Raw genomic sequence first — 18,260 nt, forward strand, 5'->3', positions numbered from 1 at the left:
TTAGTTAGGTCGTTTGATCGGGTAAGGAAGCTCCAGATGTCCCATTAGACTATCTACTTGCTTACCGTCTTTAAGTACATACAAGGTTTTCACTTCAGGAAATTGGAACACTGTTTTCTTTAATGCTTGGACAAATAATTCTTCTCCAGGCGCACCCATTTGCGTCTTGGGTCCGAATGCCATATCCAACTTCAATTCACCTTTGGCATTATCGAACTTGACACTTGTGAATTTCATATCGTCAAATAATGAAGGTGCTTTGGGATCATCATTCTTTTGAAGTGCTTTCAATGCAGCCTCATAAGTGTCAGCATCCTTCTCCACGCTGATTGTTACCACTTTCTCAACGAGCTTCATTTCATCTTGATCACTGTAATAAGCCTTAACTTGCAACTGCTTAAGAGGCGCAGGTGTCGGCTTAGGCGTGGCTGTTGGCGTAGAAATAGTTGCAATCGGTGTAGCCGTAGCTTGCGGTTCCGACGTAGCAGCTCCTGTTAATTGTGTTTTCTGGCCACAGGCCGTGATAGACAACGTGATGGCACTTACAAGGAGCGCTCCTTGAACTAGGCGACTTGTTTTGTTCATCTTATTCACTCCTTAGCTTTATGCCTAGACATGCTAGCCTAGTTTTTGCCGCTTCGAATTCTTATTGCTTACTTAAGGTTCAAGTACTCCTTTATAGCAGCAACCAGCGAAGCAGCTAATTTGTCCTGGAATGCCTCTTTGTACATCGCGGATTCATCATTTTTATTGGACAAGTAACCAACTTCAAGTAATACTGCAGGCATGTTGGTTTTCGTGATCACACGGAAATCTGCTTGGCGAACTTTGCGATCTGCAAATCCAGTAGCCGGAACAGCATACTTATGAATAACATTGGCGAAATCTAAGCTTTCGGGCCTGTTATAGTAGGTTTCGGTTCCTGACACGGTTGCTTTGGCGCTATTCCCATGAATCGATAAAAATAGGTCCGCTGAAATATTGTTGGCAAAAGAAACACGATCATCTAATGGAATAAAGGTATCATCAGAACGGGTCATCAGAACATTAATTCGCTTATCTTTTACTAACAGTGCATTTACTTTATTCGCTGTTGCAAGTGTAAAATCCTTCTCATGCTTTCCTGTAATGGAAAGCGCACCTGGATCGTTATCCCCATGTCCAGCATCAATAATCACAGTTAGCTTCTTCTCACCAATCGTTGCCTTCCACTGATTCGGCAGTTTTGTAGCTATCGTTTGGTAACCAGCTGGACCATTCAAATCCAGAATAATCCTTACAGTAGCCGGATTATCATTAAAGTTAGAGAATCGTACTTTGGATACAAGTGGCTGCTTGGATGGCAGTTCTCCTGCATTTTTAACGAGCAGCTTCTGAAGTGACTCATCTAATGTCGTGTTCGGGAAATCAAACACCATGCGTGAAGGATTTGATAGATTTAATACATTCGGAGTTAGGGTTCCATCCTTCGCAGTAACTGTTAATTCTGTTTCTGTTAGTGAAATAGACGTGATTACGTGAACCGATGGATCTGGAATCGGCGTTCCGTTGCCGTTTCCATTGCCGTTACCATTCCCAGTCCCGGTTGTTGGCTTCGTTCCTGGCGGCTTTGTTTCAGGATTTCCATTATTGCCATTCGGGTCTTTCACATCTATAGGTCCGGTTACGGGTTTTGAATCGGAATCATCCTTTTTGAACATATGGACAGACGATGTAGGGCCATCCCATTTGAACTCGATTCCAAATACCTCACCTATGAATCGCAGCGGTAGCATGGTAGAACCATTTTCAATCTTCGGACCTACTTCTAATGTCTCTTTCTTCCCATTAATAAGTGCGGTCAGATTGTTAATCACGAGTTGGATATTCACTTTGTCTTTCACAATGGTTACTTTACTGGTCGCTTCGTCCCAGCTCACTTGCGCACCAATTTGCTCGACAATAATTCTTACAGGAACAATTGTATTATCATTCACAATGCGGGGTTGAGCCCCCTGGACATCCAACAGCTTTTCATTCATAAATAGCTTTATTGGCTTAGGCGCTTCAGCACCGAGGGCAGTAGTTGGCAGCAGCAACAGACAAGTGAGCAAAAACAAACAAATTGCAGGAAATTTCATTATTCACCTCTATGTAATGTCGGAATGGGGGGGATGTCACTACGAAGTTATTTAGCCAACTCTATCATTCTATCAACTTCCTTGTTATTATAGCAAAATTAACCTTTACCTGACAGCGCTACCTCCTTCCCTTCGACAATCTAGTAATCTATTAGACGTTACTAACTGCCAAAAGTTGCAAGATTGCTCAAGAAAATATGCAAATTATAGCAAAAAAAAGGCGCATCCCTCAAAGGGATACGCCTTTAGTCCATCCTTATTTATAAGCTAAACGCTTTTGATGTGCTTGCTCATATGCAGTGATTTTCGCTTCGTGTTGCAGCGTCAAACCGATGTCATCCAAGCCTTGAAGCAAGAATTGACGACGGTGCTCATCCAAATCGAAGTCGATTTGAAGTCCGTACTCATCTGTCAGTTTCTTGTTCTCAAGATCAACATTCAGCTTGTATCCTTCGTGCTTAGCCGTACGTTGGAACAGATCTTCAACTTGCTCTTCTGACAATTTGATTGGCAGAATGCTGTTTTTGAAACAGTTGTTGTAGAAAATGTCTGCGTAGGAAGGCGCGATGATTACGCGGAATCCGAAATCTTGGATTGCCCAAGGCGCGTGCTCACGGGAAGATCCGCAACCAAAGTTCGCTCTGGAAATCAAAACGGAAGCTCCTTGATAACGATCTTGGTTTAACGGGAAGTTCTCAATGACGTTGCCTGCTTCGTCCCATCTCCACTCGAAGAATAGGAATTGTCCGAACCCAGAACGCTCAATACGTTTAAGAAATTGCTTAGGGATAATTGCATCTGTATCTACGTTTACACGATCAACAGGGCCTACTAGACCTGTATGTTGTTTGAAAGCTTCCATGTTCTCATTCTCCTTAAAGTTTTGCTATTGCAAAACTAGCATCTTAAGCATTGCTTGATTTAGCCGAAATTAAGCTTGTTGGTATTCTTTAATTTCCCAATCACGAACGTCATAGAAATGACCTTTGATTGCTGCAGCAACTGCCATAGCTGGGGAAACAAGGTGAGTACGTCCGCCGCGTCCTTGACGTCCTTCAAAGTTACGGTTGGACGTGGAAGCACAACGTTGTCCTGGTTGAAGCACGTCTGGGTTCATCGCCAAACACATACTGCAACCTGCATCGCGCCATTCGAAACCAGCGTCGGAGAAAATTTTGTCCAAACCTTCTTTTTCAGCTTGAATTTTAACACGACCCGAACCTGGAACTACGATTGCTGTAACGCTAGGATCTACCGTATAACCTTGTGCAATCTTTGCTGCTGCACGAAGATCCTCGATACGTCCATTTGTACAAGATCCGATGAAGACATAGTCTACTTTCAGCTCAGTCATCGGCGTGCCTGGTGTTAAATCCATATATTCAAGTGCTTTTTCAGCAGCTTTACGTTCATTTTCGGTTTCAAAGCTTTGTGGATCTGGAACGAGAGAAGTTACGCTTGTTCCCATACCAGGGCTAGTACCCCAGGTTACTTGCGGGATCAAAGTATCTGCGTCGAATTCCAATACCCAATCATACACAGCGCCTTCATCTGTAACAAGGTTGGACCATTCTGCTACCGCTGCGTCGAAATCAGCACCTTGAGGTACGTATTCACGACCACGCAAGTAGTTAAATGTTGTAGCATCAGGAGCAATTAGTCCTGCACGAGCTCCACCTTCAATAGACATGTTACAAACGGTCATACGCTCTTCCATGGAAAGATTACGAATCGATTCGCCAGTATACTCAATTACATAACCAGTAGCGAAGTCTGTACCGTATTTTGCGATAACACCAAGGATTAAATCCTTTGCAGTAACGCCTGGCTTCAAGCTGCCCGTGATGCGAACTTCAAGAGATTTAGCTCGGGATTGTTGAAGTGTTTGAGTCGCCATAACGTGCTCAACTTCACTCGTACCAATACCGAAAGCAAGTGCGCCGAAAGCACCGTGTGTAGATGTATGGCTGTCGCCGCATACGATGGTTTTACCTGGGTGCGTAAGACCAAGCTCAGGACCCATAACGTGGACAACACCTTGATCGAGACTGTCTAAGTCAAAAAGTGTAACGCCGAAATCGCGGCAGTTTTGTGATAGTGTATCGATTTGTTGCTTCGAAATTGGATCGGTAATATTGAAACGATCTTTCGTTGGTACGTTGTGATCCATCGTTGCGAACGTTAAGTCTGGACGACGAACTTGACGACCTGACATACGAAGTCCTTCAAAAGCTTGCGGTGAAGTTACTTCATGTACTAGATGCAAATCAATATAAATAACACTAGGCTTGCCATCTTCCTGGTTAATAACGTGATTATCCCAAATCTTCTCGAACATTGTCTTTTTACTCATATCCAGTCACCTCTTGTCATTATCCGCATTAGTTTGCTAATGTCTTACCCTCATATAGTAATGTAGCACGGATTATCTCATAGTTCCAAGATATAATAACTATAAGCTTGATAGATTGTTCCTATATAGCAAAATAAGGTTGACATTACGAATGATAATGATTATCATTCTCCTAGTGGACTCGAGTTGGCCATCGATTCTAGAAAGAAAAAAGAATATCTAGGGGGAAATTTTTGTGAAATCCATATTTAAACCACTTACTTTTTCAGTCGCACTTCTATCGTTAATCGTAACTGCTGCATGCGGAAACTCTACGACAACAACATCGCCTGCACCAAGTACAGCTGCCGCAGCAAGTGTGGCGCCAACAGCAACACCTGCTGCAGATAAGACAATTACACACGCACTCGGAACAACAACAATTAAAGGTACACCAAAACGCATCGTAACCTTAGAATGGGCATACACAGAAGATGTGTTGGCACTTGGCCTTCAACCTGTAGGTCAAGCTGATAATAAAGGCTACTTAGGAGCGGTAAATGTGAAGCCTGCATTAGATGCTTCCGTTGTCGACGTAGGGACTCGTCAAGAGCCTAACCTAGAAACAATCACGGGTCTGAAGCCAGATCTTATCATTACAAGCACATTGCGTTCGAGCAAAAACTACGAAGCTCTTTCCAAGATCGCTCCAACGATCGCATTTGAATCCTACCCAGCTGAAGGAAAAGGCGATCAATATTCCGATATGATCACTACATTCAAAACCATTTCAGATATCGTAGGCAAGAAAGCTGAAGGAGACAAGGTACTTGCTGACCTTGACAAAGCATATGCAGATACGAAAGCAAAATTAGTTGCTGCGAAAAAAGATGGCGCTGAGTTCGCTTTAACACAAGCGTTCAGCAACCAAAACAATGCGGTTCTACGCATGTTCACTGACAACTCCATGGTTGTTCAAATTATGCAGCGTATCGGTTTGAAAAATACTTTTAAATCCACGAAATTTGAACTTTATGGCTTCTCTACTGCTTCCGTAGAAGCTTTACCTGCTGTTCAAAATGCAAACTTCTTCTACATCGTTCAAGATGCGGATAACGTATTTGAGAAACAACTGAAAGACAATGCCGTATGGAAAGGCCTTTCATTTGTGAAAGACAACAAAACATTTAAGCTTCCAGGTAACACTTGGACTTTCGGTGGACCTTTATCTGCCAAAGTATTTGCTGAGCTAGCTGCTGCTTCCCTTACGAAATGATCCAATCTGCGATGAAATCGAAAACTAACCCTTTCGCTAATATCGCGTGGAAATCACTTCTTGTATTTGGAGGTGGGGGAATCGCCCTCTGCCTCTTGCTTTTTCTCAACTTAACACAAGGAGAAGCGAACATTACCGTTCATACGGTTATACAAGCTTTGATCGCTCCACAAGATACCCCCGACCATTTAATGGTGCGGGGGCTTCGCATGCCGCGCGCCGTGATGGGCATGCTCGCAGGAGCGGCACTCGCAGTTGCAGGTTCTTTATTACAAACCGTCACACGTAATCCTCTCGCTTCGGCTTCAACATTAGGTTTGAATGCAGGCGCTTATTTCATTATTGTTTTGGCTGCCGTTTTTTTCCCAGCCTTGAAGTCGGATCACGCTTTACTTTTGGCCTTAGTTGGGGCCTGTGGCGCAGCCGTTATGGCCTATTACATGTCAGGCGGCCGCAAAAGCTCGCCTCTACGCATGGCACTTGCGGGTATGATCGTAACACTCGTACTCTCGGCTTTCACTAGCGGACTCCAGATCATGTTTGAGGATGCCACGAATGGCTTATTCATGTGGGGTTCAGGTGCATTAGGTCAGAACGATTGGCAAGGTGTCCACTATGCACTCCCTTGGATTTGCATAGGTCTCGTCGTTGCCTTTCTGTTCCATCAAAAGCTAGATATGCTTGCTTTAAGCGAAGAAACCGCTATTTCATTAGGTGAAAATATTAACCTAGTTCGATTGGTTGCTCTAGCCACAGCGATTCTACTAGCAGGTGTAACTGTGAGTGTAGTTGGCCCCATCGGCTTTATCGGGCTTATCGCGCCTCATCTTGTTCGATTAATTGGCTTACAACGACATCGCGCGTTGATTCCAGGAAGTGCGATCTGGGGGGCAGCTGTATTACTTGGCGCGGATACCATTGCCAAAATGTTCCGCAGTACGCTAGGCGAACTCCCTGCAGGTTCCGTAACCGCACTAATAGGTGCACCATGGTTAATCTGGCTGGCAATTCGAGGATCTCGCATGAAAGCTTCCCCTGAGAGCAGTTCTATGAGCGTCGGGTATGTCGGCACCAAAATTCCATATCCAATCTTAGTTGTGGTATCTAGCATTGCCCTTATCGTCTTAGTTCTTTTCGGCTTAACTGCTGGGGCCTTGCATATCCCCCTATCTAACGTTATTGCCGTGGTAACTGGGCAAGGCGAAGAAATGGCGCGGAATGTCATTCTGAACTTGCGTCTCCCACGTATTCTGGTTGCTGCTCTTGCTGGCGCTTCCTTGGCCGTTGCCGGCTCTATGATGCAAGGAGCAGTTCGCAATCCGCTTGCAGACCCCTCCGTTGTAGGCGTTACATCTGGTGCGGGAATGGGCGCCCTGCTAGTGTTGACGATTTGGCCAACGGCGTCTGCTACTTGGGTTCCTATTGGTGCTATAATCGGCGCACTTCTTTCCGCGGGAAGCGTCTATGCCCTCGCATGGAAAAAGGGACTAAATCCCGTCGTGCTGATTCTAGTCGGTATTGCGATTTCTGCAATAGGTTCGGCTGTTATTCAATTTCTCGTGATCCAATCTAAGCTTGGTGCCGCTCCCGCACTTACATGGTTAGCGGGCAGTACCTATTCTAGAGGTTGGAAAGAAGTCATCCAACTACTGATTACAACGATCATTTTACTGCCAAGCGCTTGGTTACTTGGTCGACGTGTAGATTTATTAGCATTCGGTGACCACGTGTCTATTGGACTAGGTCTGAAGCTGCAGAAGACAAGGTTAGTATCTGCTGCAATTGGCGTGTTCGTTGCTGCGATTGCTGTAGCTGCGGTTGGAACCGTAAGCTTCGTTGGCTTACTCGCGCCACACGCTGTTCGTCTCTTCATGGGGCAGCATCATCAGAAGTCGGTTGTACTTTCGGCCATCTTAGGGGCTATTCTACTAACATTAGCTGATATTATAGGCAAAACGATTCTCATTCCTAAAGAGATTCCTTCGGGGATCGTAGTTGCGATCATTGGTGCTCCATATTTGTTATTCTTAATGTATCGAAGTACTGTTCGTAGATAACGTTTATTTCCTGAAAATAACCATAAAGGGCAGCGAAACTGGAAGAAACCAGTTCTTGCTGCCCTTTATGGTTATTTATTCCTAGTATCAGCTTGTTTCGGCCCAAAAAGCTTGATATGATTACCATCAAGCCATGAAAAAGGAGACACTTCTTCGGATGGAATTACGCCAATTACAATATGCAATCCAGATCGCGATCGAACGCAATTTCTCACGTGCAGCTGAGAAGCTTCATATCGCTCAGCCTTCCTTAAGCCAGCAATTATCCAAGCTGGAGAAGGAGCTTGGCGTACTCTTGTTCCAACGCAGCACGAATTCGGTTGAATTAACCCATGCAGGCTCCCTCTTCGTCGAGAAGTCACAAAAGATTCTCGATATGATTGAAGGACTCAAAAAAGAAATGGAAGATATTTCACAAATGAAAAAAGGACGTCTTGTCATTGGCAGTATGCCAATCACAGGATCAACTATTTTACCCTTCGTAGTACCTGTGTTTCAAGCCGCCTATCCGGATATTGAAATTTCGCTTGTTGAAGAAACTTCATCCAACCTCGAGACGTTGACTGTGAATGGTCAAACCGATATTTCTCTTCTTTCCTTACCTTTACGTGAAGAATCTCTTGTGTATGAAACCTTGCTGGAAGAAGAAATTATTTTAGCTGTTCCGCCACTGCATCCTTTAGCAGCAAGTAAAGAGCCCATACGTATTTCTCATCTGGAAAAGGAAGCTTTCATCGCATTAAAAAAAGGGCAAGGTTTTCGCAAGCTGACGCTTGATCTATGTCAGGAAGCTGGCTTTACACCGAATATTGTTTTTGAATCGAGCAATATGGAAACTGTGCAATCGCTTGTTGCGGCTGGCATGGGGATCGCGTTCGTCCCTTACTTGATATCAAAAAGAAGTTTACATGAACTTTCTCCAGTTAACGTTTCATTAGAAGGTAGACCTACCCGCAAGCTCGTAATTGCTTATCGCAAAGGTCGCTATATTTCAAAAGCCGCGGAAGCGTTTATTTCCACAATGAAAGAGGTTATGCAAACGATTCGTTAGCATAACCTCTTAAACAACCAAAAGGAGTGGTTCCTTTGAGTCGAACTTTAATTATTTTTTTATGTATTGCTAGTCTATTAGATGCTGGTCTAACAGATATGGGACTCCGATTAAACTTAATTGGTGAAGCGAATCCGATTATGGCCTTCCTTTATGAGCATAGCTATGTAGCCTTCTATGGCATTAAAATTATTCTCCCCCTCTCCCTTTTCTTTCTAGCGGCAAAAGCAGGTAAACGACTACTTATCCAAAACTTGTTTCGCTTCTCCACCATCGTATATTTGGGTATCCTTCTCTTGCACGCTTTCTGGATCTCTACTTCATTCTCTCAAAGCTTAAATATCTGAATCGTGCGCTGTAGTTGTGTCACCATTCGAAGCATTTGCTCTGACTGAATAACGACAGCCTTAACAGAACGCGTTTGTTGGACCATCGACGTAGATACTTGCTCAGTACCAGCGGCTGATTGTTGCGTAATGGCTGAAATATTTTCCATGGTACCCGTGATGAATTGGGCTGCATTCAGCATCTTCTGGCTTTCACCCGTGAACTCACCCATACGCTGCGTAATAAATTGTATACTTTCAACCATTTCAGCAAATATTTTTTCCGTTGCTTCAATAGATTCTGTCTGTCTGCGTGCGATTTCCTCATTAATTTGAATATTTTTTTGAGCCATTCGGATGCTATTCTCAATGTTATGTACCATATGAAATACACTTTTGGCTGACTTGGACGACTCTTCAGCTAGTTTGCGCACTTCTTGCGCTACTACAGAGAACCCTCTTCCATGCTCACCAGCACGCGCTGCTTCAATTGAGGCATTCAAGGACAGCAAATTGGTCTGTTCAGCAATTTCTGAAATCGTACGTGTGATAGAGGAAATACCAGCGGCTTCCTTCACCAGATCATCAATCGTACCCGATACATTGCTTGTCGCAAGAACAATGTGAGAGACACTTTCCGATTGACTTTCCACGGCTCGCATCCCTTTTTTCACAAGCTCTAACGTTTGTCCACAACGATTATTCATTTCATGCGTGGAATCCACATAGTCCGTAATTTTGGTCTCGATTTCCTTAACGACGGAGAAGCTTTTAAAAACCCCAGACGAGATTTCATTTGCTCCTTCAGCAAGTGAAGTCACAGAACCTGTGGCTTCCACAATCATCGTGTTAATACCTTCATTTTTGTGGTAAATATCACGGCTTGAGTCAGCGACATGCTTAGAAATGGAGGCAGTTTCATTCAGAAGCTCCTTCAATTTCACAATCATTGCATTGAACGATCTTCCCATGTCCCCTAAAGCATCCTTAGAAGAAGCATCCACCGTTTGCGTAAAATCTCCTTTTGCAATATTCATGGCTACACGCGTTACATTATCGATAGGCTCGGTTAACGCTTTTTCCAAGAAACGCACATAAGGAAAGCTGAAGACCATGAGAATCAAGGATGAAGATAGGGCAAAAATGACAGATACATCTGCCGTTAACATTAGAATTAGAATAATAATTGTGTAAAAAACAACAACGGTATAGTAACCGAGCTGAAGCTTAGCACGAAACGATTGCATTAGAAACCAGTTCATAGGAATTCGACCTCTCTTTTACGAAATGTAGGTTTACTGCCAAAGGATGAGGTCCATGTACCACGTCATCAATGGGTCTCCGAAGCAAAAGCAGATGAAACCAGCGACAGCGATGAAAGGACCATAGGGAATGGGTGAACGCCGATCCAACTTGCCTGAGGCGATGAGAGCCACACCGATAACGCTGCCGAGCAGCGCCGACAGAAAAATGCATAACAGCACAAGCTTGATTCCCATTACAAGTCCAACTAAAGCCATCAATCGAATATCCCCAAAGCCCATAGCCGGCTTCCCCATCCAAGTCGCAACAAGGGATACGATGATCAAAGCGCCTCCCCCAATTACAAATCCCAAAGCATAATGCCAAATCGGCAAGGGGTGTACGAATAAACGTAATCCTGTAAATAATAGCATAGCTGGATAAATGATTTTGTTAGGCAGCAGCATGTAGGCTAAATCACTCACCGTAAGAATGAGAAGCACAGAGACAAGCGGGTAAGCAATCCATAGTTCTTCCATGCTGACCAATGCTGGAAGCGAAGCAAATAATACTCCCCCCGCCATTTCACCAACGATATACACAGGGGATATGGATGACCCACAGGTATGACATTTCCCTCTGCGGATGAACCATCCCAAAATTGGGATTAAGTCTATCGCGTTAAGCTGGCGTCCACAACTTCCACAACTGGATCGCGGTGCAATAACAGATATCCCTTTCGGTACTCGCAGCCCCACGACATTAAAGAATGAACCGAATAATGCACCCACTATGAACAATAGAATTGTGTAACTCCATGCTTCCCACCCCATCGCCCTAACCCCCTCTAGATGTCTAACCTAGCTATTCCCTACTTAAAAATCTGCTTTCTTCGCATATTCACGATTGCTCACAGGTGCAGTTCCCAATTGAACCTGCAGCCAGGCTGCCAATTGATTAAAGCTCTCAATGGTAACCGTAATGGATTGCTTTTGCCCACCTGAAGTTGTCATATCGATCTCAATTTTATTCTCTGCTTCTGTACATACGACCAAGTATTGCGACATTTCGCCATTCAAATCCTCGCTCCAATTACACATAACACTGCTTGTGAAGTTCTTCATTGGTCCATTCCCCCTGAATAAATTAATGATCTTTCCGCCGTTCACAGCTTTAAAGCCAACTCTATTCGTATCCGTCGGTTCTGGAGACTTGTATGTGGTGATGACAGGAGCCTCATCTTTCACTTGAGTAACTTCATTGACTAGATCATCCATTTCATGGACCGGCTCAATATTCGCAAGCGATTCCATCTCCATTGTGAGTTCATTGAGATCTTCTAAGCTAAGTTCAATTGAACTCGCCTCCAGATCTACTACGATTTCTTCCATAGCTTGCTCCACTACGACAAGGGACTCTGCCTCATTAACTTCTTCGAACTGAAGGGTAATCGGTTCTTCAATTTGGACTAGTTGTACTTCTTGTTGTACTTCTTGTTCCAATTGCCATTCTTGCTCCAAGTCTCCTTGCATCGCGGCAGCAAGTATTTCCATTTCCGAGAGGCGATCTTCAGATTCGTTGGAAAGTGAAAGTTCTGTTACATCTTCCGTTTGCATGGAATCCGTGGATTCCATCACAATTTTAGACTCCTCCACTTCAGCAAAGGCCAGCAATACTTCTAGCGCATTAACGACTTGATTTGGTTTGGCAGCAACTTTCCGTTCCTCCACGACTGGACTCTTCACTTCAGGTTCCAGCATAGATTGTCGAAGTTCGATAACTTCTGGTACGTGTACTTGTTCCTCATCTTGCTTCGTATAAAGTAATACCTCAGGCTCTGAATAAGCTTGGTCAACTGCTTTCAGACCTTCAAGTTGGGCGTTGGCACCTTCGGCAATCGTAGCCTGCAATTCCAATTCTTCTTTCTCAAATATCGTCTCTTCGGCATCCATTTCTGCGGGAACGGTTTCCATGCGTTGCATCTCTTGTGGCAGTAAATGACCTATTACACGCGGCACACCATATTTACGAACAATTTCGTTCACGCGATTTGGTTTAAACGGTTTCATCACATAACCGTTCGCTCCTGCTTTTAGCGCATCAGAGATGAGATCCTGCTGACTCATGGCCGAACAAATGAGAACGACAGCTGTCGGATTGAGCTTGCGAATTTCTTTCATCGCTTCAATTCCGTCCATCTCAGGCATCGTAATATCCATGAGAACGATATCCGGCTGCAGCTCCTCGTACTTCTGCACGGCCTGTCTACCATTCTCTGCTTCGCCAACCACCTCATGACCGTATTGCTTCAAAATATCAGTCAACATTTTCCGCATGAATTTCGTATCGTCAACGACTAGGATTTGGAATGACATTGAAGGTACCTCCTTCCAGAATGGTTAATCTGTCCTTACTTGATGTATTTGACGTTCTTCACAAATACGTTAAAATTGTCAGTCGTTGGGATGCCATCTGGAGGTGCGTCATAGAGATTATCATCGTAGAAAATCTGGAGCCGGGATGGTTTCGAATTGCCCAATTGAATTTCTGGCACGTCTCTATTCCAATCCGTACTCCCTTGGTATCTCTTAATCGTGCTCCCTCCGCCTGTGAGTAAGTCACCTTTCACAGCATTAAGTTCAACTCCCCCAGTACCACCGTGTATGCCACCGGTCAGCCACAACTTCGAGATGACACCATACAAACGAATTCCTTGTTTGGTATAGAAGAAGGCGCGAACATTTTCATCACCTGCATTCGAACTGTTCCCAAGTACGATTTCACCAGAGGCTACTACGATTAGTGGTGTTTGCGATGAACCTGTTGATCCTTCCACTTCTTTGTTAATCGACGTCATTTGTTTCAGTTCAACATTACCCTCCACATATACAGTACCTTGCAGCCATACATTGCCAATGATCTTCAAATCACCCTTGATGTACATCGTGCCTTTCGGAAAACGGAAGCCGTTATTCAGAGTCACATTGCCATCAACGGCGACGAATTTACCAGCTGCTAGCGAAAGTTCTCCTCGCAAGTCAGCAGCGACTAAATTCGGATCAGGCGACTTCACATACACAGAACCATTGCTAAGATTGAGCTTCGAGGCATCATTCGCCATCGTGAGAACGCCATTATTCACGAACATATCCGCCTCGTTTGCAGCGGAGACAGCGTCCTTAACGTTCACCTCACCATCAACAGTCACCCACAAATCGTTGTATAGCATACTCTTTGTCAGATCACCGAATAACGGCGGAAGCTCAATCAACTCAGGATCAGGCTCCGAATTACCACCTACAGACAAAGCAGTTAATTTGGCTTGTAATTCGGTTTGCGTTTTATTCGAAACATACCCCTGCACATCGACATCCACATCAGCGTCAAGGGTAGGATCTTCTAAAGGAAAATGCTGAGGAGCAAAATAGTCCGGCTTTACAATGTCACTCGCATCCGTTATTGGCAGGGTTTCAGTCACACCATCCGATTGTGTAAAATTGAATTTCCTTGGCGCAATCGTATCCGGATCACCACCCACCCGAATGAATCCGCGGATCGCGGGAAGTCCCGTTTGTATGCCATATTTACTCAGATTGGTTCCGCTCGCAGTTCCCGTAAATAAAGCTTCATCTCGGATTTTCAGGTGATTGGCCACATAAATATCACCGGTTATGGCAGGCGTTCCATTCAGCAGAAGATCACCGCCGGATGATACGGGATACCGAAATACCGGGTTAATTGTACTCACATACACAGTCATCACTTTGGTTACGACTGTAACTGGCTTCCCCTCCATGATGCCTCGCGAGGTAATGGTGAACTTGCGCACATAGGGGGCATCAGGAATTGCCAAAGGCTTTTTCGGCGATAACTCTGGATTCGTCGGCTCATCAAGCACAACATCAACTTGATAGCTTCCTTTCTTGGCTTTAACCACTTCTCCATTCTTATCGTTTGGATTATTGGGATCACCTACATGCTTATCAATAAATGGCAGCATCATTTCGACGAGTTGCTTTTCTACATGGCTAACACGACTCCGATAGTTGGTCCCGCCATTGAATTCTCCTTGCGCAACCGCTCGCCGGATTTGTGCCAACGTGTCGTCCAAACCTTTCTGTGCAATGGCCTCAGCTTGAACGCTTGACTCTGTTGTAGCGGCTTGGATAGCGCCACCTCGCAGCACACTCATAAGGATGAGCCCCATCATGGTCATTAACACAACGGCCAGTAAAGCGATGACAAGTGCAGAGCCTTGTTCAGGATGCATCCTCGGTTGGAGGTCGTTGTTGTCTTCATTCACAGCGTTCAATGTATGCCTCCTCCAATCCGTTCCATTTAATCATTGCGAAATAGTGGGATTTGCGAATCAATGACCAGTTTCGGATTATCTGCGTCCTTATACTGATTGCTATTCACTCTGGCATATTCGAGCGTCACTTGAACACGGTCATGATTCTGACTCGCTTCACTCAAGCTACCCTCACGAATCGTAAACTTGCTTCCCAGTTGAAAAACACGTTTAACCGCATTCGTACCAGCATCCCTAATTTCAATTTTCCCTCCGCCTTTTGGATCCGGTATAACTTCCATTTCAAAAAGATCAATATACATTTTGGGATCATTGTTCTTCTTCGCATATCGAATGATCTTCTTATCCGTTCCCTCATCCTGAACGTAGATCGCTTCCTTCAGCTCCGATATAATCTGGCTGTACAACCCGTCTCCTTGATTACGCATCTGGGTTTCCATCGTGACTCGTTTATACATCGACACGCCCATTAGCATAAAAGAGTACAGGATGGAGGCTACCATGCCGAAGATCAGCAAAGCAGCCAGAATCTCAATCAAAGTCATCCCTTTCTCATTGCGCTGCATGTGGCGCTACCACCTTTTGATAAGATACGTATCGAGTGTCGTTGATGATTTGGCTGATGGCGGGTCTACTGACTCTTCCCCTGACCAATACACGGTCACGAACATTTGAGCCAAATAGTCGTCCGAATCATTACGAAACGGATCTGCAGCCTCCCAGCGAGAATAGCTCTTATCCAGTTCAACCAAATAGCGGTAGAGCGTGCCATTAATCTCAGTCGCTTTTAATCTGCCCTTCATCAACTCTGAACCATTACTCGATAGGTCACCTGAAAATTTGGGACTGCTCGTCAACTGTGGAACAATGGCATCTTCATAGCCCGTTTTAAAAACGTCGCGCAGCTCAGCTGCTTTCAAACGAGCTAAGTTAGCGCCAATTATTTTGCGGCTTTCTTGTGCCGATTTATCTACAGCTGAAGTAAAATAGCCCATCAGCGTAACGCTGATAATCGACATAATCGTCACAGCAATCAAGATTTCCACGAGTGACATGCCGTCTTCGTTAGATTCCACTTGCTTCAGACGTTCATTGCGGCGCACCGTAAGTCCTCCTCACTACCTCACCGATTTCGCCGGTCTAGTTGTTGTTTTGTTCTGTATCGAATTGAACACTAAACGGTTGTTGAACGATTTCAACATTGGAACTATCAACCAACTTTAAGAACACGTAGGAAGTCCCTATTGTCGTATTCGTTTTCGTAGTTACCGTTAAACGCTTCGATGTTAATGGTTTCCAATCGCTTTTCTCTGGTGTTGCTGAAGATGGCATAATCGCATAATACATGGCTTTCAGTGTGTATCCTTCCTTTTTAACGCTGCCAAATGTGCGATCAACGACTGGATACTTCTCATCCACTACCGTTACACTGACAGGCTTATCCGAAACATCCCCTGCATTGTAGTTCACACCTTTTAGCGTTGCCGTCGGGCCTGGATTGATAACGAAATACTCAGGCGTTTGCGCAGTAGATGTAGTCCCCCCTATTGAAGTAGCTTCAAAATGAATATGATGCCATCCTTGGCGCTTCTCAATTGTTTCCAATCCTGCCACATCGCTTAAACGGAAAGTATACGTATTGCCATTCTTCGTCATTTTCGGAGAGCTGGATGAGATGGAAAGTGATTTATTATCGAACCAGACTCTCACACTCGTTACAGGACTTAAATCATCCGTTGCCGTAATATAAATGATGGCATCATTCGTCGGTTTTGTGATATCAATGTCGTTACTCCAGCTAATCAATGGCCCTGAACTATCTAAGGAGACATTTCCAGTCGCAACTGCCCCAGCAATAGGAGTCAAAGCACTACCACTGATTGCATTTGTAAATGCTCGTGTTTTAAAATTCATACCATCCCCATCTGGAACGACCACACCGTCTGTTGTTTGCTTTTGCCAATTGCCATTATTCACGGAAATCTCATATCCCGCAATATAACTACCTTGGAAATCATCATTGGCATAGACAGTCGTGCTAGGAAGCTGAGAAATGGAACCAGACACCGAACGAAGCTTTCCTGGTCCAAAATGCCAGCCATTCTCATTAATTAGCTTGCCATTCCCATCAACGAGTTCATAAGACGCTGGCGCTTTCGGCTTCAAATCAATTTGCTCTGATGTACCATCCTTGTAGCTAATGCGTACAATCGAATGATCAGAATCCGCAAAATGTATATCCGTAATCGATGAATTTTTATTTTTAATCGTCCATTGCTTCTGCTTATCACTTGCGCGTAGCCGCTGCAATTCACCTACACTATTCCCGATATACACATTGTCGTATTTATCAAGGACACGAACACTAACAGACAGCTGTGTATTGAAATTAATGTTGAACTGTCGGTTCGCATTACATGCATCTTTGTAAGTTACTTTGGCATCTTGCAGTGGATAGTCACCTGCTGCTGTGTCGGGAATTAATTTGATGGCTAGATCAATCTTGTCTTGCGCCGGGCTAAATGGAAAATTAATATCACCAACGTTGACCACGACTTCGTGTGTGGCAGCATCATATCTTACATTTGATGCATTCTCGCCTGGTGCCAAGATAAAACCAGCTGGAATCGGTTGACGCAGTGTCACCGTTTTAAGTTGAGTTGGCGCTTCAATCGTTTTGGTAATGTTATCAAAAACGGCTGAAAGCTGGCTGGTAGAACTTGCTTCATAAGCCGTTCCCCCAGTTTTAGTAGCAATATAGTTCAGTAATTCCAAATCGATCTCGTCAGAACCCTGCGTAGCCAAAGCGATCGTAAATACTTTAATGCCTAGACCTGCTAAGACATCTGCATCTGCTTTTGCTGCGGCTTTGGCACCAGAATCACTCGTAACCAACTTATTGCCGTCGTTCTCATTGGTCCATACCGTTGCTTTTCCGTCTGTTAGCAAAATAATTTGTTTTACCGGCTTAGTACCACTAGCGGTAAGCATCGTTTTAGCTTTTGCTAGACCATCGTCAATATTCGTACTTCCATTGGCTTTGAATTTATCAATCTCCGATTGAACATTCGCATAATTCGTATCCAAATCAAGTACTTTTGATGCTTCAGAGCTAAATTTTATAAGTCCTAAGCGGTCCCCCATCTGCACGCTATTAAATTTATTGGTCAATGTAGCTGAGGCATCCTTTAAAATCTGAAGACGAATAGGTGTTCTGCTATCATCTTTGTCCATATGGTAAGCCATACTGCCTGATACGTCGGCGACGAAAGCAATATCTACAGGATCACGCCTTTGCGTAACTGTATGTGTCCCGCTCGGATCCAGCGTATAATTGATCGTAACTAATTGGTTCCGCTCAACACTGGTGACAGGCACATTACCTACACCGCTAATGGCTAAACAACCATTATCTACTTCTGTCCCATAAGCGGGGCTCGATCCTACAAACGCAGCAGGAAGCATACTCGCAAGCAGCATCCCAGCCAGCATGATCGCGCTTTTCTTTTTCATTTTAAGATACCAATGCATGGATTGAACTCCT

14 protein-coding genes and 1 pseudogene are annotated in these 18,260 nt (G+C 44.4%); 4 read left to right on the forward strand and 11 right to left on the reverse strand.

What is annotated here, in order from left to right; all coding sequences use genetic code 11:
- From AC58QT_RS07415 to leuC, 4 genes are all read right to left on the reverse strand, one after another.
- On the reverse strand, positions 1–585 hold the full coding sequence (locus AC58QT_RS07415; RefSeq protein ID WP_497408389.1) for a GerMN domain-containing protein: 585 nt from the start codon (positions 583–585) through the stop codon (positions 1–3).
- Between the two features lie 68 nt (positions 586–653).
- Complete coding sequence (locus tag AC58QT_RS07420) at positions 654–2,120, reverse strand: N-acetylmuramoyl-L-alanine amidase family protein (RefSeq protein ID WP_497408390.1); 1,467 nt, start codon at positions 2,118–2,120, stop codon at positions 654–656.
- 256 nt (positions 2,121–2,376) lie between these two features.
- Positions 2,377–2,982 (reverse strand): 3-isopropylmalate dehydratase small subunit, encoded by a 606-nt coding sequence (gene leuD, locus AC58QT_RS07425; RefSeq protein WP_497408391.1) that lies wholly within the window; start codon positions 2,980–2,982, stop codon positions 2,377–2,379.
- Positions 2,983–3,051: 69 nt separating this feature from the next.
- The gene (leuC, locus tag AC58QT_RS07430; protein ID WP_497408392.1) at positions 3,052–4,473 is read right to left on the reverse strand and encodes a 3-isopropylmalate dehydratase large subunit; all 1,422 of its coding nucleotides are present in this window, start codon (positions 4,471–4,473) and stop codon (positions 3,052–3,054) included.
- A 235-nt stretch (positions 4,474–4,708) separates the two neighbouring features.
- On the opposite strand from leuC, the gene AC58QT_RS07435 reads away from it, so the two are divergent.
- The 4 genes from AC58QT_RS07435 to AC58QT_RS07450 all read left to right on the forward strand — a co-directional run bounded on the left by AC58QT_RS07435 (position 4,709) and on the right by AC58QT_RS07450 (position 9,183).
- Positions 4,709–5,728: an ABC transporter substrate-binding protein gene (locus AC58QT_RS07435; RefSeq protein ID WP_497408393.1), complete on the forward strand. Its 1,020-nt coding sequence runs from the start codon at positions 4,709–4,711 to the stop codon at positions 5,726–5,728.
- A gap of 11 nt (positions 5,729–5,739) precedes the next feature.
- Positions 5,740–7,785 carry a Fe(3+)-hydroxamate ABC transporter permease FhuB gene (fhuB, locus tag AC58QT_RS07440; protein ID WP_497408394.1) on the forward strand — a complete coding sequence of 682 codons (2,046 nt, stop codon included), beginning with the start codon at positions 5,740–5,742 and terminating at the stop codon, positions 7,783–7,785.
- 157 nt (positions 7,786–7,942) lie between these two features.
- Positions 7,943–8,836, forward strand: coding sequence for a LysR family transcriptional regulator (locus AC58QT_RS07445; protein ID WP_310223628.1), 894 nt, complete (start codon positions 7,943–7,945; stop codon positions 8,834–8,836).
- A 35-nt stretch (positions 8,837–8,871) separates the two neighbouring features.
- Positions 8,872–9,183, forward strand: coding sequence for a DUF5658 family protein (locus AC58QT_RS07450; RefSeq protein ID WP_497408395.1), 312 nt, complete (start codon positions 8,872–8,874; stop codon positions 9,181–9,183).
- Here the strand turns inward: AC58QT_RS07450 and AC58QT_RS07455 are convergent.
- The 7 genes and pseudogenes from AC58QT_RS07455 to AC58QT_RS07485 all read right to left on the reverse strand — a co-directional run bounded on the left by AC58QT_RS07455 (position 9,165) and on the right by AC58QT_RS07485 (position 18,247).
- Entirely contained in the window at positions 9,165–10,424 is a 1,260-nt protein-coding gene (locus AC58QT_RS07455; RefSeq protein ID WP_497408396.1) for a methyl-accepting chemotaxis protein, read from the reverse strand. The two genes, AC58QT_RS07450 and AC58QT_RS07455, sit on opposite strands and share 19 nt — an antisense overlap.
- Positions 10,425–10,457: 33 nt before the next feature.
- Entirely contained in the window at positions 10,458–11,237 is a 780-nt protein-coding gene (locus AC58QT_RS07460) for a prepilin peptidase (protein WP_497408397.1), read from the reverse strand.
- A 1,191-nt stretch (positions 11,238–12,428) separates the two neighbouring features.
- A pseudogene (locus AC58QT_RS07465) lies at positions 12,429–12,779 on the reverse strand (response regulator); the annotation flags it as partial.
- 35 nt (positions 12,780–12,814) lie between these two features.
- Positions 12,815–14,716, reverse strand: coding sequence for a hypothetical protein (locus AC58QT_RS07470; protein ID WP_497408398.1), 1,902 nt, complete (start codon positions 14,714–14,716; stop codon positions 12,815–12,817).
- Positions 14,717–14,742: 26 nt separating this feature from the next.
- Entirely contained in the window at positions 14,743–15,282 is a 540-nt protein-coding gene (locus tag AC58QT_RS07475) for a PulJ/GspJ family protein (protein ID WP_497408399.1), read from the reverse strand.
- A 6-nt stretch (positions 15,283–15,288) separates the two neighbouring features.
- Positions 15,289–15,819, reverse strand: a complete 531-nt coding sequence (locus AC58QT_RS07480; RefSeq protein ID WP_497408400.1) for a type IV pilus modification PilV family protein — start codon at positions 15,817–15,819, stop codon at positions 15,289–15,291.
- A 37-nt stretch (positions 15,820–15,856) separates the two neighbouring features.
- Positions 15,857–18,247 carry a vWA domain-containing protein gene (locus AC58QT_RS07485; protein ID WP_497408401.1) on the reverse strand — a complete coding sequence of 797 codons (2,391 nt, stop codon included), beginning with the start codon at positions 18,245–18,247 and terminating at the stop codon, positions 15,857–15,859.
- Positions 18,248–18,260 lie beyond the last annotated feature (13 nt).

This window comes from Paenibacillus sp. J31R109 (assembly GCF_059692055.1).

Excerpts from the sequence above, each read along its gene's own strand:
- leuC (WP_497408392.1), bottom strand. The coding sequence starts at position 4,473 with ATGAGTAAAAAGACAATGTTCGAGAAGATTTGGGATAATCACGTTATT.
- AC58QT_RS07455 (WP_497408396.1), bottom strand. The coding sequence starts at position 10,424 with ATGAACTGGTTTCTAATGCAATCGTTTCGTGCTAAGCTTCAGCTCGGT.
- fhuB (WP_497408394.1), top strand. The coding sequence starts at position 5,740 with ATGAAATCGAAAACTAACCCTTTCGCTAATATCGCGTGGAAATCACTT.
- leuD (WP_497408391.1), bottom strand. The coding sequence starts at position 2,982 with ATGGAAGCTTTCAAACAACATACAGGTCTAGTAGGCCCTGTTGATCGT.
- AC58QT_RS07485 (WP_497408401.1), bottom strand. The coding sequence starts at position 18,247 with ATGCATTGGTATCTTAAAATGAAAAAGAAAAGCGCGATCATGCTGGCT.
- AC58QT_RS07415 (WP_497408389.1), bottom strand. The coding sequence starts at position 585 with ATGAACAAAACAAGTCGCCTAGTTCAAGGAGCGCTCCTTGTAAGTGCC.
- AC58QT_RS07445 (WP_310223628.1), top strand. The coding sequence starts at position 7,943 with ATGGAATTACGCCAATTACAATATGCAATCCAGATCGCGATCGAACGC.
- AC58QT_RS07475 (WP_497408399.1), bottom strand. The coding sequence starts at position 15,282 with ATGCAGCGCAATGAGAAAGGGATGACTTTGATTGAGATTCTGGCTGCT.
- AC58QT_RS07460 (WP_497408397.1), bottom strand. The coding sequence starts at position 11,237 with ATGGGGTGGGAAGCATGGAGTTACACAATTCTATTGTTCATAGTGGGT.
- AC58QT_RS07420 (WP_497408390.1), bottom strand. The coding sequence starts at position 2,120 with ATGAAATTTCCTGCAATTTGTTTGTTTTTGCTCACTTGTCTGTTGCTG.